Below are 16750 nucleotides of genomic sequence, written 5' to 3'. Positions count from 1 at the left end.
ACGAAATGTTTAAAATGAATAATAAGAATGAATGAAAAAACCGGTTACTTGCTGACAATATGTAATTGTCATAATCAAAGAATGTCTGATTAACCAAAGCGTATTACAACCGGCAAAAGAGTCAGGAAATTTTCGGGGGTTGCCAGATAGCAATTGCTATTTCAGTAACATAAATTGTTCTGAAATAAAATTTTTGTACAGAAGGGGTTACTGTTATTGCACTAAAAAAAACGTGAAGTTCAAACGAGATGCTTGTACCACAGCAACTACACGTGCAAAATGGAGAGCATAAGTCAATATCAGAAGAATCAGAATCATTGGTTTTCTGACACAATTCAATGGTTGATGCTGAATCATTCAGATGATTATCAACACAAGGAACCATTGTCAGAGCAACAATATAAACACTTAATATGACTGCAAATATTTTCAAAACAATGAAATAAAAACTTTTTCACTACAAAAGTAATATTTTCCTAATGCAACTGAGTTGCAAAGTTCATTTTTTACAATTCGCACAAATACCTTTTAATATTATATTTACATCTTTGAGTTTAAACTGGGATGGTAGCTTTATTTCAGGAATAGCAAAATCATGTAAACAAAATGTCTGATTACATTTTGAACATAAGAAATGTGCATGGAGGTCTTCTGGGAGGCATTCGCAAGTATCCTGACACAAAGCATATTTGACCGAACCTGAGCCATCATTTATACTGTGAATCAGCTTGTATTCCTCAAAGGTTTTCAGCGTTCTGTATAAAGTGCTTCGATCTGCCTTTTCAAATTTATTTTCAAGATCAGCAAGACTTATTGCTGCTTTTTGATCTGCTAGCACTTTTAATACAAGTTCACGCATTGCAGTGGGTTTGATATTTCTGTTACTTAACTTAATCATTTTGCAAAGTTATATATTTTCGCTCATCTTTGTGCATAAGCCAACCAAATTGACCACCCCGCGCCGTTTGTTTTGACCAGTGTGCGCCGTTTTAAATTGACCACCCCTTTATAGATCTCTATTTCTTTAGTGGCACTGAGTGCGCTGCGACATGAATGAGTGAAGTCAGTTACCATTAAATGCTTAAGCTTTTTTAGTTTCCCGAAATCTGGATAAACGTCAATCGATACTTTCTTAGTTACTTTCATAGAAACTTTTGTTGATTTCTTAAGCCAGTACTGTAACTTCCTTAGTTACCTTTTTAGTTACTTCATAAATATCCACGGTGCATTCACCAGAATTGTTTTCCAACATTTTGGAATGTCTCACCCAAAAAAGCAAGAATGCTTATCCTTCTTTATCAGCATCAAGGCAGCTTTCAAAGATCCGGTTGAGGGTGTCTCATATGCATACCATTGCAGGTTTCCGCGCATCCAATAGATTTTCCAGATGCTGGTATTTCGCACGAACGAGATTTTTGCGAAATCGTAATGGCGTATGATTTCCGGTTTATTCCATTGCGGACGGATTTCGAAAATGAAAATATTCTGATCTTCGATTCTATATCCAAAATCGAGTTTCGGCCTGATATGTTCCGGTGGTCGCAGATCTTCAATGAACAAGTGCATGAGATTCCGGACGTCGTTTTCTTCTGTTTGTGTAAATGCCATACTTCAAAAATACATTATTTCCGCAATTTCATTTCGGCGACATCAATTTGCTCAAAACCTTTATGCAATCAACTGGATTCCTGAAAAAACATGACCGATTTGTTTGCAAACACTTCATTTGCATAAAAAAATCGCAGCATTTTTCAACTTGCAAATGACACACTTTGTTGATCACTCCCAGAAATTGACACACTTTTTTGAACACTCCCCCACACGCCCGACAATTTGCCATGATTTCTACTGAATATTTTTGTAATCATTCAGAATTCGCCACAAAACATTCAATTTCAAAACAATTTTCGCCAGAAATTTTCTGGAATTACCAAATATCGCCCGAGAATTACCCGAAATTACCCGGAATCGCCTGAAAAACGCCCGAATTTACCCAAAATCGCCTGAAAAACGTCCAAAATCGTCTGAAATCGTCCGAAAACCGTCCATTTTCGCCGTAAAATTGTCCGATTTTGAAAACTTTTTTGCCTGATTTTGGGAAAAATGCTGAAAAAAACAGCTGGCGCCGATACAAACTGACCACCCCGCGCCGTTTGTTTTGACCAGTGTGCGCCGCTGCAAATTGACCAGCCTCCTATTGAACGAAAAGTCTAAAATATCAGTAGTGGCTATTTCCAAAATTGGAAAAATCGATATGATCTGTTTTCATGCGTTTAGGCTGGCGTATTACCATTTCTCAACAGAATCTGTCCTACTCGTTTCAAGCAATCCTGTTAAATCACTAAAAATCAACTTTAGCAATATTATCTTTGCATTCCCAATTTCAATTTTGCAAATAAGAAACTGCAAGAACAAGCACAAAATTGCATTCTACACCTTGCCTCTATGATGCAAAGCCCCAAAACAAAATCAATTAAAAAGTCTTATTCAAAAATTTATGAGCCGGATAAAAGTAATAGCCTTTGATGGAGATGACACATTGTGGATTAATGAGCCCTATTATCAGGAAACAGAACAGCAATTATGCGAGTTGATGCATGAGTATGCCACTCCGGAGCAGGTTTCGTCAGCACTACTGGAAACTGAAATCCAGAATATGAGCCTGTATGGATATGGTGCAAAAGGATTTTCATTGTCAATGATTGAGACTGCAATCAAAGTGAGTAAGAAAAAGGTATCTGCTAAAACAATAAATGCTATTTTGGAAATGGGCAAAGAACTCATTGATAAACCCGTTGTTCTTTTAGGCGATGTTAAAAATATTCTGACCGAATTGAAAACCCGCTACACTGTTGTTATAGCAACAAAAGGCGATTTGCTCGATCAACAACGCAAGCTTAAAAAGGCTGGTCTTGAAAAACATTTTCATCATATTGAAATAATGAGCGATAAGACAGAAACTGATTATCAGCTACTATTCAAAAAGCTGGATATAAGCCCGTCTGACTTTATGATGGTCGGCAACTCACTCAAATCCGACATTCTGCCAGTCATTGGCCTGGGCGGCACCGCCATTTATATACCCTACCATGTCACCTGGCAGCACGAGACCGAAACGGAACCAGCTGAACACCCAAACCTAATCAAGGTGACTGAAATTGCAGATATTTGGGGCGTATTGGGAAATTGATTAGGGCTGGTCTCTTGCCAACTTGGGGGTCAAAAAGGGTATGGGAAGTTGTGTGTCTTCAAGTATCGGCGTTCATACCCAATCTTCATAAAAGATTGCAAAAAGTGATACATGAAAGGACAAGTTGATTACTAGTGGAATTTTGAAATCAGAATTCGCAATTCTCTATCAAACGTTTGAAAATCTATTAGCAACGTTCTTAGCCGGTCAATATGGCCATGAATGTTACTTGTGCCATCTTCTTTCGAATCAAATGATGTGAACAATGCTTCTGGGAACAGGGGTTGGCAATAATCAAGCTGAGCAATCAACTCCATCCCGCGATGAAAAACCTCAGAGGGTAACCAAGGCATTGATTCTTTACCCTTTTCAGTTTCAAGTTCTTTCAGATTAATCTTTGGCCATGCTTTAATTAAAGCACTGTCGCTAATTTGACCGTTATTAAAATCTTCTGCAAGTAATACACATTTTTGAAGAAAATTAATTACCGGTGCAAGCCAAATAACTCCTTCGGCTAAGGCGATTCGCTGCATTTGAGCATCATCAATTGGCTTTGTTTTGTTTTTCCGAATGATTTCTGTCAAGTAGAAAAGCAAAATTGCCAAGAATACGCCAATAAATATGCTGATAATGTTCCAGAAATCAAACTGCATGTGTTTTCTCCCGATGTTTTTAGTCTTAACAATATGTAGATTCAAATGTACAAAATTTTAAACAATGTTTCTCTGAATCTCAATAGAAAAAATGCACTGTCACACATCTGTAACGCTCCGGTTGAATGGTAATTGTGCCCACTCAATGGCTCGTATAATAAGAAATGTCAATAAAGAGCGACAATTGATTGAGTTCTCCGTGAAAAGCGCTTCACTAATTGGTACAAACTCCAAATAATCAACTCGCGCCGGAGCAAATTGACCACCCCGCGCCGTTTGTTTTGACCAGTGTGCGCCGCTGCAAATTGACCACCCTCCTATTGAACGAAAAGTCTTAAAAATCAGTAGTGGCTATTTCCATTATTTGGAAAATAAATCCAAGCAACAAGGAAAAGCTGGTGAAGACGTTGGTGGAGGGGGTGAAAGGGGGTTGAGAAAATGGAGAACATTTGATTTTAGTTACATGAAGAGATTTCATTATTTCATTCTAAGCTGAATGCACTCATCAAAATTGACACTAACTATTGCTTGACCAAATGAAATATTGAATCACTAACTTGGTTTCCAACTTTTTCTAAATTATAACAACCGTCAACTAATAGTTAATTAAATACTAAAGTACTTGTTCGTGTTAAATTTCTTAGTTATTTAACCCAAAATTTTGGCTCTTTGCAAATAATTTTTCCAAAAAACAATATTTATGGGCACTTTTCGTGGATTTTTTATAGTTTTTCTGTCATTTTTATATGCAGTGAACCTACAGGCTCAATTCCCCGAGTTAATTTCTCCGCGGGTCTGGTTATCTGCTGAAACTCCAGGCGACAGCGGATATTGGCAGGACGTGAGCGGCTACGGATTAAATGCTATGAGTTCGTCTGGCTTTTTTGTAGCTGATTCAGGATATATAAACTATCAACCTTGTCTGGTTTTTGATTCCTCATCACAACCTCTGCAAATAGCCTATTTCCCATCGCCGGTTGCTTCCTATTGCGTTTTTGCAGTTTATAAATCAAATGCAAGTAGTAGCGCATTCGGTCTTTGGTCGTTAAGGGCTGATTCGGCCTCGGTTTTAGAAGTAAGTACGAATTACATTCGTGGCACAGATACAACATGGACCTATGCTGACAGTACGCCGGCTATGCCTGCATTGAACATGCTCCTGTATTCATGGAATGATCAGAATATTGATTCTTCTATGTCGAATCTCAAAGTCCTGGGCGGAGATCAACTCGGGTTTGAAGGAAAATTTGCAGAATTCATGTTTTATGACACCACTCTTACATATGAAGAAATTACAAAAGTTCATACTTATCTTGCTATTAAATACGGTATAGGCATGGAAGGACTGGATTACATGAACTCAAACGGTGAGGTATTATGGGATTATAAGGAGAATATTGATTTTAAAAATAGTATTGCCGGACTTGGAAAAGACAGCCTAATCAATATTAATCAAAAACAAAGTGCCGCCATCGGCGGTGAAGCCCCACTGACTATTTCATCTGGATCATTAGCTGATTGCAATAAAAACAACCCAAACGAAATGCAGGAACTTGATTATTTGATCTGGGGCGACAATGGTGATACACTCACAAATATTTCTAATGACACTTTGAGAACCGGAGGCATTTCTGGACTATCATCGCAACAATGGCTAATGATATGCTCCGGAATTACCGTGAACGCGACAAATACGCATCTAAAGCTCTATGCTCCCGGAATTCCAGATTCAATAAATGTGAATCTAGTTGTCAACGGCGAAACCGATTTCACATTTCCGGACTCAACAACCACCGTAATTTTTGCTGACAGCAGCGATAGCCTTGGGTATTATTACTTCGATAATGTTTTCTGGGATACTGACAACTCGGGCAGCGATGCGTTCACTTTTCAGATAGAAAACATTCCGGATGTGAATGACCGAAGTCAATTAACTGGTGATAATTCAGAAAATACAGGCAGTGAATCCACAAAGCCCGACCATGCAATTGCAATAAATGATATTGCTTCTTTTGACGTTTGCCCGAATCCATCCATGGGAGAATACAGGGTGATGATACAGCTTGTGAAACAAGAAAAAGTGAAGCTAACCATTCAGGATGAAAACGGCCGGATTCTGGAAATCAGGAATTTTAGTGGTTCTGACAATTATTCAGTGAGGGGGTTCCTTAATAGTAAAGGGTGCTATCTGTTTCTTCTGAAAGCAGAATCTGAAAGCAGAATCATTAAATTCATTGTTCAATAATAAATTTGTCTGACATGAGAAACAGTATTATTTACGGACTTGTTATTACATCATTTGTCGCACTTACCAATCAGTCTGCTCATAACGACAGACCAAAAAATAATCTCCCCAATAAGAGTATCATTGAAGCTGCTGAAAACAGCCCTGGGTCTTTTTCATCTAACGATCAGCCCGAATTGCTATTGCCATTGGTGACGAGTGGCAAATACTCAACTTCGGGCAATGTGATTCTTTCGGTTGGAGCTGCGCAAGAAGATGAATTTGACGATCCGACAGACAATCAATTGGATATATTTCTTAATGGAATAATTCCGGAAAACAAGTCTATTTATCTTGAATACGATCTGTTTGGTGTGGCCGATTTCACCTCTGTTTGCCGAAGTATTAATGACAATATTGCCAACGGAGGTTTAATAGTCAGATTAAAAAATGAATGGAGTCATCAACGCGAGAAAATTTCATTCAATCAGCTGCAATCTGGAAAAAACATCATTCGATTCAGCAGTCCTGAAGGATCTGGTGCCAGCTATAAAATTAAAAATGTCAGTATTGTTATTTCTAATGACGCATTAAGTAACAACTCCCTTGAGGTTAATATTCCACAATCATGCAGCTATTTTGGCAACAGTGCTTATTTAAGTGGAATGGTGAATAAAACAGACGACCTGGTCTCTATAGAAGCGAATGGCACAAAGCTCCGGTATTTTAACAGTGCATTTGAGGGGTTTGTTCCGCTGAATAATGAGCCTGGATCAATAAGAAACATTGATGTTGTTGCAACTTTTTCAAACGGTGAAAAAACACACAAACAGGTTGTTCTATCGCAAAACAGTTCATATGATTTCAAGAGTTCTGAAATCAATCAGGTTTCATTTAAACAAGTTGTTGCCCTGCCAGAAAACTCCATCAATATAAATCTGGACGGGTTCAGTCTTTCAGGCGCTGCAGGATCAGTAAAAAATCAACTGACTCTCAGTGTTACAGGACTGCGGACTGAAGACATGCCGATGCTTGATGCTGACATGGTTAATGTGACTGCACTTGGGGCTGGGTATCGCTGTTTGCCACATGGAGAACATTTTGCAAATGGGGTTCAATTGTCAATTAAATACGACAGCACCCTGATTCCAGCTGGATATGGGCCAGAGGATATTCGAACTTTTTATTATGATGAAACAAAAATGGACTGGTCGATTCTTCCCATCGACAGTGTTGATGTTGAGAACAATTGCATACTTAGCACCACCACTCATTTTACTGACTTTATCAATTCCATTTTGAAAACACCCGAGGCTCCGCAAACAGAAGCATTTACTCCAACATCCATGAAAGACATGGCCTATGCTGATCCCTTGGCTGGGATTACGATTATGGGGCCTCCATCTGCCAATAATACGGGTACCGCGAATCTTAGTTATCCAATTCAGATTCCCGCCGGGCGGCAAGGTATGCAGCCACAGTTATCGCTTTCTTACAATAATGAAGGTGGAAACGGAATACTCGGTGTTGGCTGGAACCTTGCTTCCCCGGCCATTACAGTTGAAACCCGTTGGGGAGTCCCAACTTATTCTGATCAGTACGAATCTGAAGAATACTTGGTCAACGGTGAACAAATTGTTGAGTTGGTAATTGCTGAAGAAGATACAACAAGACTGCAACTTGTGCATCAGGGAACTTACCGTGCCCGGGGAATTGAACAGGAGACATTTTTTTCGTACCGTATTGAAGGAGCCTTTGACCGGCTTATCCGACATGGCAATGATCCGTCGAATTATTGGTGGGAAGTGGTGGATAAACAGGGAACCCGCTATTATTACGGCAAATACTATTCCGATGCAACAGTTAATCCTTCCTGTGTTTTACAGGATGGAGCCGGGAACATTGCACACTGGGCATTGACTGAAATCAGAGACATGTATGGAAACTATGTGAAATACGAGTATATTCATGAATCTTCCTTTTCGCGAACACCCGGAACCGGAGGAAAAGAAATTTATCTGAGCCGTATTGAATATACCGGATACGATGGAGCAGTTACAGAGCAACCAAAATATTCTATTGATTTTACATACACAAATAACAGAAATGATTATATAATCTCCGGTCGTTATGGATTATTGGAGGTTACTGACTTTTTACTCAGAGAAATAGACATAAAATATGATAATCTGTTTGTGCGTTCATATGTGCTTGGATACAAATCCGGAGCATATAGTAAAAATTTGCTTTGTGCAATAGCTGAAGTAAGCGATGAGCAATCTTTGACAACAGTCAACAGTTTCAAAAGTTGTGGGGAGTTTGTAAAAGATAAAACACCTGGGGTAAAAGTGCATTCATTCGATTACTATGAGGAGGTTGGTGTGAGTTTTGAAAACACAGATCAAGTTCTACTTTCATTGTATGAAATACCCGAGGAACTCCACGGCAGTCTGGTTCAGTTTGATGAGAAACAAAGTTTGGGGAAAAGTAAATCGATAAGTGGAGGTTTGGGAGGTACTGTCAGTTTTGGCATTGGAAATCCCGCAAACAAGCTAAATTCGATTGGTGGTGATGCTAGCACATCTTTAAGTGCCCTTTTTGAAAAAGTGATGTTTGTCGACCTGAATGGCGACGGATTGAAAGACAAAATTGTGAGAGAAAATTCTGAGCTCAAATTTTACCGGGGAGAATTGGACCCGTTTAACCGGTTATTTTACAGTGCAACACTAACACCTCCTGTTATCGATTTGCCTGACTTGGGAACAAACTGGTCAAACTCCAATACGCTTGGAGCCGAAATCAATGTCGGATGCCTAGGCGTTTCAGGTTCTGCCAGTATGGCCTGGACAAAAGAGCGAAACATGACAAATAAGTATTTCGTTGATGTAAATGCGGATGGATATGTTGATTATATCAGCGAAGGAGATGTTTATTATAACTATCCTGATGCCTCTGGGATTCCAGAATTTACAATGGAAACATCTGCAACGGAACAGGTTGTCGGAGATGATCCTTGCTATACAATTATCCGCGATGGCAGTATTGATCCGGAATTCAGTGAAACTGGAGACGATGCAGGTTTATATCGAAGGGATCCGGTTCGGATGTGGATTGCCCCTGATTTAACAGACAAACAACTAAGAATTTCAAGCGATATTCAGAGGGTGAATCCCCAGAACTTACAAAACCACAAAATCAGTTATACGATCCAACACAACGGGACCATTATTCATTATGGAGACATTGCCGCAGACGATTTTACGGCTCATAACTATTCAGTATGCCTGAATAATGTAGTTGAGGGAGATCGCATTTACTTCAGAATTTTATCTGATGATATAATCGGCATGGATGATGTTAACTGGAACACAAAGATCTACTCATATAAATGTCAGGAAACACCATTTGTTGATGCTGATGAAAAGCCATTGCATGACTTTATTTACAGCAACGATGCAGTAATACATGATGGCACGTATTTTACAGCTCCCCTTTCCGGCGTAATTAAAGTGACTGGAGTTTTGAACAGTCCTGCGCAGAGTGATGATCTGCAATTCGTGATCAAACACAATCAAACTGCTATACACAATGTGTCATTCAGCAACAATACTCCAATTCAGAATCACACATTCTCTTACTCCATTCCTGTTACCGAAGGTGACTCTATTCCAATAAAGTTGCTTGCAAACACCAACGTAAACTGGAGTGATATTGATTTTTCAGCCGTAATTGAATATGTCAGTGCCGTGAATTTTCAAATTATTCCTAATGATCCTATTTTCTCAATAAAATATTACCCCTCTCTGAATATGTCTATTTTCCCAAAAAGAAATTGCAGAGCATGGCCAAAAGTACTGAGTGCCGGGCACTATAAAGTATTTCCGAAACTGGAATATGGATTAACTCCTGCCGGGCATACTGGTACAGTTGTTTTCACTGCAAAATCAACCAGAAAACTGTTGGCCAAGACAGTTTTGATAGTGGTTGATGGTTTTATTCAGGGAAGCCCTTATATTGAGTTTACATTGGACCCGGGTGCAACCGTGTTTTTTGAATATTTTACATCAGATCCTGATCTCAATGAAGATGTCTCCATGGCGAAAGTATATGACAACAACCTGATCAATGACTTCAAGGTAGGTTATCACTCTTTGTTTGATGAGGATAGGAAGCTGTTTGGCAATATGTATCAGGGATGGGGGCAATTTTCATATTATGATAATGCTCCTGCATCAAGCTATTCTGTAATTGATGAGAATGAGTTGACCTATGGGTCTTCAAACATGAGCGAGTCATATTTATCTTCTTTCCAGTTTTCAACCATTACATCGGCTTCATCATTTCAGGATGTCCAAAACATTTTCAATGGTTTCGGAATTTCTGATCCCAGTTCACTGTATTTTGTTCCTATGTCTGCGAACAGAGAAAAGGACCGTTGGGAAGACTTTACAAAGAGCACATATACTGAATATTATAATTCAGGAAGTGGAGGAGTGATTACCGATCTGCTCGGAATTCTGACAAATCTTGGCCTTTCGGGTGAAAACAGCGGTTCAATTCCCGACTTTAACAATCCGGTTCCTGAGTCAAACTCTGCAGGATATGTAAGGGCAATACATAAATTCAGCAAGCAAAAAACTGAGTCTTTCTCGGTTTCGGTGTCTGCCGGAATTACTGAAAGTGAAACAACATCAAACAGCTACCCGGAAGGGTATACCGATTTTACTGACTTAAATGGTGACAAATACCCTGATATCGTTTCAGAAAAACTTATTCAGTATTCAACAAGCTATGGTGGAATCTCAAATAGCAAGCTGGATGTGCAGCCTGAAATTCTAATCAGTAGTGGATATGCTCACTCAGAGGGATCTTCTATTGGCATAGGTGGTATTATTCATGAAGGCTCAAAATCACAAGATCCGGCAAAATCAAAATCAAGTAACATTTCCGGCTCGATTTCATACGGCATAACAAACAGTAATTCAGAGGTGACTTTTATTTACGCTGATATTAACGGAGATGGCCTTTCAGACAGGATTGACAGACACACAAATATGGTTGCATTTAACCTGGGATATAGGTTTTCCCCATTCCAGGCTTGGGACCATCAATCGATATCCAATTCCATATCAGATGCTCAATCAATTAGCCTTGGATTAAGCTTTTTCAATAAATATAACGATAGTTGGGCTGGCGGATTATGCGGAAGTGCTGCAAATAATTACAATACCCAATCGATGATGGATGTAAATAATGACGGGTTACCTGATGTTTGTATAAATAATGGCAGCAGTATTTCTGCATATATCAATACGGGAAATTCATTCGTTGGCACGCAGACCATGAATTCGTCATTCACTGACAAGATTAGTTACTCAAAAGCATATAATGTAGCCGGAAACATTGCCTATACGATTGGCTTCCCTATTGGCTTTTTCAAACTTGCTTTTTCCGGATACATTAACGGATCATATAATATTTCTTATGAAAAATATAAAATCGAGGATATTAATGGCGACGGATTTCTTGATTTTGTTTATGTGGGCTCCGATGATCAGATTCATGTCAATTACGGTATTCCGAAAAAAACCAACGTGCTAAAAACCGTTCATACTCCAGTTCAAAGCTCTTACACAGTTGACTATGCTCTCGATTATACCGACAGGAAGAACCCCTCGTCTCGATGGAACATGGCTTCACTGGTGGTTTATGATGGGGTTTACGGTGATGGCGAAAACAAAATTTGCTACAAGTTTGAGTACGAGAATGCTTTTTATCACCGAATGGAACGTGACTTTTTTGGGTATGAAACCGTCTGGACAAAACAATTCAATAATCTTTCGACATCAGGTGTTTGCTACAGGATAACAGAAGAACAATACCACAATGATTTCTACTTGTTCAAAGGGTTGAAAAAGTATGATCAGATTAGTGACGGAAGTCAAAACATGTATGTTGAAACGGTGTATAAGTGGGATGCCAAGCAGATTTCTGACGGAGTGGTTGTTAATCTCTCCACAGCAGATTGCTTCGGACCTTACTACCCGGCCATTTCCGATGCAAATAAATATTACTATGAAGGAACCGGCATGTGGCAGGTCCGTACAAGAAAATCATGGGTTCACGGTTCACATGGAAATGTAAAAGAGTACATTAATTATGGCGACGTTGCCGACCAGACTGATGACATTCATGCATATATTTCATACGTAAATAATCAGGTTCTTTATAATTCTGACAATCTTTGCGCGATGGTTGAAAACCTGCAGGTGAAAGATTATCAGACCATCCTTCTGCAGAAAAGATCTGCCGAGTACTATACAACCGGAAAAGTGTGGAAAATAAACGCATTTGAAGGCAGCAACATGGCAACCACTGAAATCAATTACGATTCCTACGGAAACATCCTTGATATTTTCCTGCCCGAAGACGTGAACCATCAACGATTATCCTACTCCAGCGAATATGATAATTTTGTTCATACCTATACGGAAAGGACAATTGATTCATGGGGAAATATTTCATCAGCAACCTATGATCTGAGACATGGACTGCCTCTGGAAGTGACTGATATTACAGGTAACAAAATGAAGTACACTTACGATCCGGGTGGCAGAATGAAAACGGTAACGGGGCCCAATGAGATATTAAATGGAATCGCATATACCATCAGTTGCGAATACTGGGATGAAAATAGTGCCGGGGGAAATGGTTTTTGGGCAAAAACAAGGCATTATGATCCAATGAACACATCAACAAACAACGAGTTTATTACAGTAAATTTTGCCGACGGACTTGGACGAAGTATTCAGAGCAAGAAAAAAATAACCGAAAATGGTGTTGATGTAATACTGGTTTCAGGAATCGGCATGCTCGATAGCTACGGTCGGGTAATTTCCATTTCGCAACCTGTAACCGAATTGTCCGGTAGTGAAACCACGCTGAACCTGTCCATTCAGCAGATAAATCCTACAACGACCACTTACGATGTTATGGATCGTCCATTGGTTCAGAATTTCCCCGATGGCACGCAGATGAGCTATTTGTATGATTTTGGAACAGATGCTTTTGGAACAACTTGTTTTAAAACAAAGGCGACGGATCCGAAAAATAAAGTTACAGAAAAATTTACCAACGGCAGAGGCCTGAACACAAGTGTGACGGCACCCCTGAGTACTATTACCAAATTTGTCTACGATCCACTGGGAGAACTTATACGTTCTACCGATCCGGAGAACAATATGACAACCTATGAATATGATATGCTTGGGAGACTGCTCAACAGAGAGCATCCGGATGCAGGAAAGACTAAATATACTTATGATATGGCCGGAAATGTTCTTACAACCACAACTCAGAATCTGGCCAACCTTAATCAGGAAATAAAATATTACTACAGCAACCTGCGTTTACAAAGAATTGAATACCCGCAGAACCCTGAAATGAACGTGTATTACGAATACGGAGCGCCCAACAGCGGTAACCAGAGCGGCCGGATGACCGAAATGCAGGATGCATCCGGTGTGCAATCGTTTGAATACGGCAACATGGGGGAACTGATCAAAAACACACATACTTTTGTTGTTCCTGCCGGGGCAGCATACACATTTGAGACCGATTGGGAATACGACAGCTGGAACCGGGTAAAGAATATCACTTACCCCGACGGCGAAGTGGTAAGTTATCATTACAACAACGGCGGGCAACTGACTTCCATGGATGGTCAGAAAGGGCCGCATATGTACAGTTACATTACCGGCGTCAGGTACAACAAATACGGGTCAAGGACGTACATTGGTTATGGTAATGGCACCTATGCCAACTACTCTTACAATCCCCAGAACCTGAGATTGACAAACCTGCAGAGCTTTCAGTCCAATGGAGTAATGATGCAGAACATCAATTACACGTATGACAATTCTGGCAACATCACATTACTGAACAATACGGCAGGCTATGCCTACGGCAATACTGGCGGCGGATACCGATATGAATATGAATACGACGATTTGTACAGACTCACCGGAGCCAGAGGAATGTTTTCGGGATTCGGCAATCAGCAGGATTACGAGCTGAGCATGAGCTACAGTCAGTCTGGCAACATCACTACTAAAAACCTGTATGCTGAAACATCGCTGCGGGGCTCAATCAATTATGTTTCGTACAACAACACCTACAGCTATTCCACTACTCAGCCACATGCCGTTGAAACGGCCGGTACCGCTCAATTCAAATGGGATGCCAATGGCAACATGACCGAAAGACACAACAGCGGCAATGTGCGCAACCAGTGCTGGGACGAAGAAAACCGGCTGACAACTGTTCATGATAAAATTAGTATTCCGATGCTGAGTTCGTATGTTTACAATGCCGGTGGCGAACGCGTATGGAAATTGAGCAACAGCGAAAGCACGCTGATGCTGCGCGGCCGGCCTGTGTTTACTCATATGATTCTAAACAAAACTTTGTATATTAGCCCCATGATGGTGATGACCGACAAGGAATATACCAAGCATTACTTCATTGAAGGGGAGCGCGTATGCACAAAGGTGGGCGGTGGGTTCCACTATGCCCCAACGGATCCTGACGGGCCAACACTGCACTTTATCAATGGTAACGCAGCTACAGCAGCTGCCGATGCCGGGAATATGGTATTCCGCGGTGTGAATTGCAGCGGATATCCTGTTTCCAATGTGGAAATAGGACCTGGTCTACGCCCGGCAACAAACAATTTATCCAGAGTTGAACGGCAGCAGTATTTCTATCATCCGGATCATATAGGTAGTAGCAGCTTTATTACCAACGCCACCGGCTATGCCACCGAGCATCTGCAATACCTGCCCTACGGCGAATTGTTTGTCGACCAGACCCCGCCCCACAACGACTTTGAAACCCGCTACAAATTCTCAGGCAAAGAGCTCGATCCGGAGACGAATTATTCTTATTTCGGAGCGAGGTATTACGACTCGGATTTGAGCGTGTGGTTGAGTGTGGATCCGATGGCTAGTCAATTTCCGTCCCATAGTCCATACAATTATTGTTTTAATAATCCTGTGCGTCTAGTCGATCCTGATGGATTAGCACCAGATGATCCACCTTGGGTATATGGTCAATTATATTCTAACTCATTGCAGGCAGGTCATATTACAAGTCATGACATTAAAAAGAATACCATAGGAGCTGCTGCGATATTATTAACCCCTGTTATGATTTTTGGAGGTGAGGCTGCTCTTCCATATCTTGCTCAAGGAGCTTTGTGGTTCTCCGGAAATCCAGCAGCACAATTTGCGACTGTCGAGACGGGAGCCTTTTTTGCAAATGTTTTAAATCCTGGTCCTGACGACATTGCTCCAACACCTGGACCGGGTGGTGAAATTGGAAATTTCGTTGAATCAATAATCAAGAATCCATATACATCAAAACAATTAGGCAATATGGGAGAATGTGCCTTAAGAATGGTGTACGGTGGGGGTAAGAAAAGTTTCAATACTGCACTGGGTTGGCGATTCGTAGATAATTTTGCGAATGGTGTAGCTTATGAATCGAAAGTAGGTTATACTAGTGCAACACAATTTGTGCAACAACAATTCAATAAAGATATTGAGTTGCTAAAGTCAGGAGCAGTAGATGAAGTAGTATGGACATTTTATCGAAGTCCTGTTACAAACAGCGTTGGAGCATCACAACCACTATTGAAAATGTTTGAAAATGCACAAAAAAATGGATATAATATCAGGACACAAATTTTAAATTTGCCAACAGAAGCCATAGAACAAGGAGCAAGATAATGAAAGAATATCAATTGTTAATAGTCCCTAAACAAATTAATCAAGATCCTGCATCAATGACCAAAAAAGATGTTAAGATTTACTATGATTGGTTTATATCAATAAAAGATGAACGCTTACGGATGTTTAATAAAGCTGTCTTTGATACAGAAGAAGTAGAACTTTTAGTTGATAATTTGGAAAAGGTATCTGAATTCTTCAGTGGCAATATTGCTGCTCGCAAACTATCAGAAGAAGAAATAAGTTTGGAAAGAGAAAAACTTCCAAATCAATTAAAAACTATCCACAAAGTGCCTGATTACGAATTGATTGAGCCGACTTATTCTATCATGTTTGATGTTGGGATTTATTTCTCCGAATTATTACGTAAGGAAATACCAGGGCTTGAATGGGGCAAAAGTGATAAACTCAAAAGTGATGTTTCCTACGGCAAGCCTGTTTTAAAAAAGGATGGGGTGTTTGTCACATTCTTTCCTCAAAACATTATGCATATTGCAGCAATGCAGATGTATAAAAAAACCTTTAAAGAAGGACGAATGTTAGAGCTTTATCAAACTTGGAAAGATAATTTTTTAGGTATAAAATGAACTTGCGATGCACCATCCACGATTAATCCTAAACACTCATCCCAATATTGGTAAAACACTGAATTTCAATAGATCACATCAAAGCCGGCCGCAGCGCCGGCTTTGTGCATATTGGGCTGCACCATCCAAGATAAATCCTAAACACCCATCCCAATATTGGTAAAACACAGATTTTCAACATTATATCACAAAGCCGGCCACAGCGCCGGCTTTGTGTTTGTTGGGTTACAAAATGAACAGATTTCTGTTCATTTCTGAATGAGATCAGAAATTGTCATTGCTTTTCTTGGGAATCCTGTTTTATACTC

General features: G+C 40.0%; 9 protein-coding genes. 4 read left to right on the top strand and 5 right to left on the bottom strand.

What is annotated here, in order from left to right:
- Positions 1-121: 121 nt before the first annotated feature.
- The 4 genes from A2W93_15015 to A2W93_15000 form a co-directional block, all read right to left on the bottom strand.
- Entirely contained in the window at positions 122-433 is a 312-nt protein-coding gene (locus A2W93_15015; protein OFY52647.1) for a hypothetical protein, read from the bottom strand.
- Between the two features lie 66 nt (positions 434-499).
- Positions 500-898 (bottom strand): Fur family transcriptional regulator, encoded by a 399-nt coding sequence (locus A2W93_15010; GenBank protein ID OFY52646.1) that lies wholly within the window; start codon positions 896-898, stop codon positions 500-502.
- Between the two features lie 365 nt (positions 899-1263).
- On the bottom strand, positions 1264-1608 hold the full coding sequence (locus A2W93_15005; protein ID OFY52645.1) for a hypothetical protein: 345 nt from the start codon (positions 1606-1608) through the stop codon (positions 1264-1266).
- Between the two features lie 381 nt (positions 1609-1989).
- Complete coding sequence (locus tag A2W93_15000) at positions 1990-2181, bottom strand: hypothetical protein (protein OFY52644.1); 192 nt, start codon at positions 2179-2181, stop codon at positions 1990-1992.
- Between the two features lie 316 nt (positions 2182-2497).
- Between A2W93_15000 and A2W93_14995 the strand changes: the two genes are divergently transcribed.
- Positions 2498-3190, top strand: a complete 693-nt coding sequence (locus tag A2W93_14995; protein OFY52643.1) for an HAD family hydrolase — start codon at positions 2498-2500, stop codon at positions 3188-3190.
- A gap of 131 nt (positions 3191-3321) precedes the next feature.
- On the opposite strand, the gene A2W93_14990 is transcribed toward A2W93_14995, so the two are convergent.
- Entirely contained in the window at positions 3322-3888 is a 567-nt protein-coding gene (locus A2W93_14990; GenBank protein OFY52642.1) for a hypothetical protein, read from the bottom strand.
- 655 nt (positions 3889-4543) lie between these two features.
- Here A2W93_14990 and A2W93_14985 point away from each other — a divergent pair.
- From A2W93_14985 to A2W93_14975, 3 genes are read left to right on the top strand one after another with little or no spacing between them, the layout of a single operon-like run.
- On the top strand, positions 4544-6088 hold the full coding sequence (locus A2W93_14985) for a hypothetical protein (GenBank protein OFY52641.1): 1545 nt from the start codon (positions 4544-4546) through the stop codon (positions 6086-6088).
- Positions 6089-6102: 14 nt separating this feature from the next.
- Entirely contained in the window at positions 6103-15855 is a 9753-nt protein-coding gene (locus A2W93_14980) for a hypothetical protein (GenBank protein OFY52640.1), read from the top strand.
- Positions 15855-16442 carry a hypothetical protein gene (locus A2W93_14975; protein OFY52639.1) on the top strand — a complete coding sequence of 196 codons (588 nt, stop codon included), beginning with the start codon at positions 15855-15857 and terminating at the stop codon, positions 16440-16442. Before A2W93_14980 ends, A2W93_14975 begins: the two co-directional genes overlap by 1 nt.
- The last annotated feature ends 308 nt before the right edge of the window (positions 16443-16750 follow it).

The sequence above is a fragment of the Bacteroidetes bacterium GWF2_43_63 genome (assembly GCA_001769275.1).
GTDB lineage: Bacteria > Bacteroidota > Bacteroidia > Bacteroidales > DTU049 > GWF2-43-63.
The sequence above is the reverse complement of the archived record's forward strand: the minus strand, read 5'-3'. Positions and strand labels throughout refer to the sequence as shown.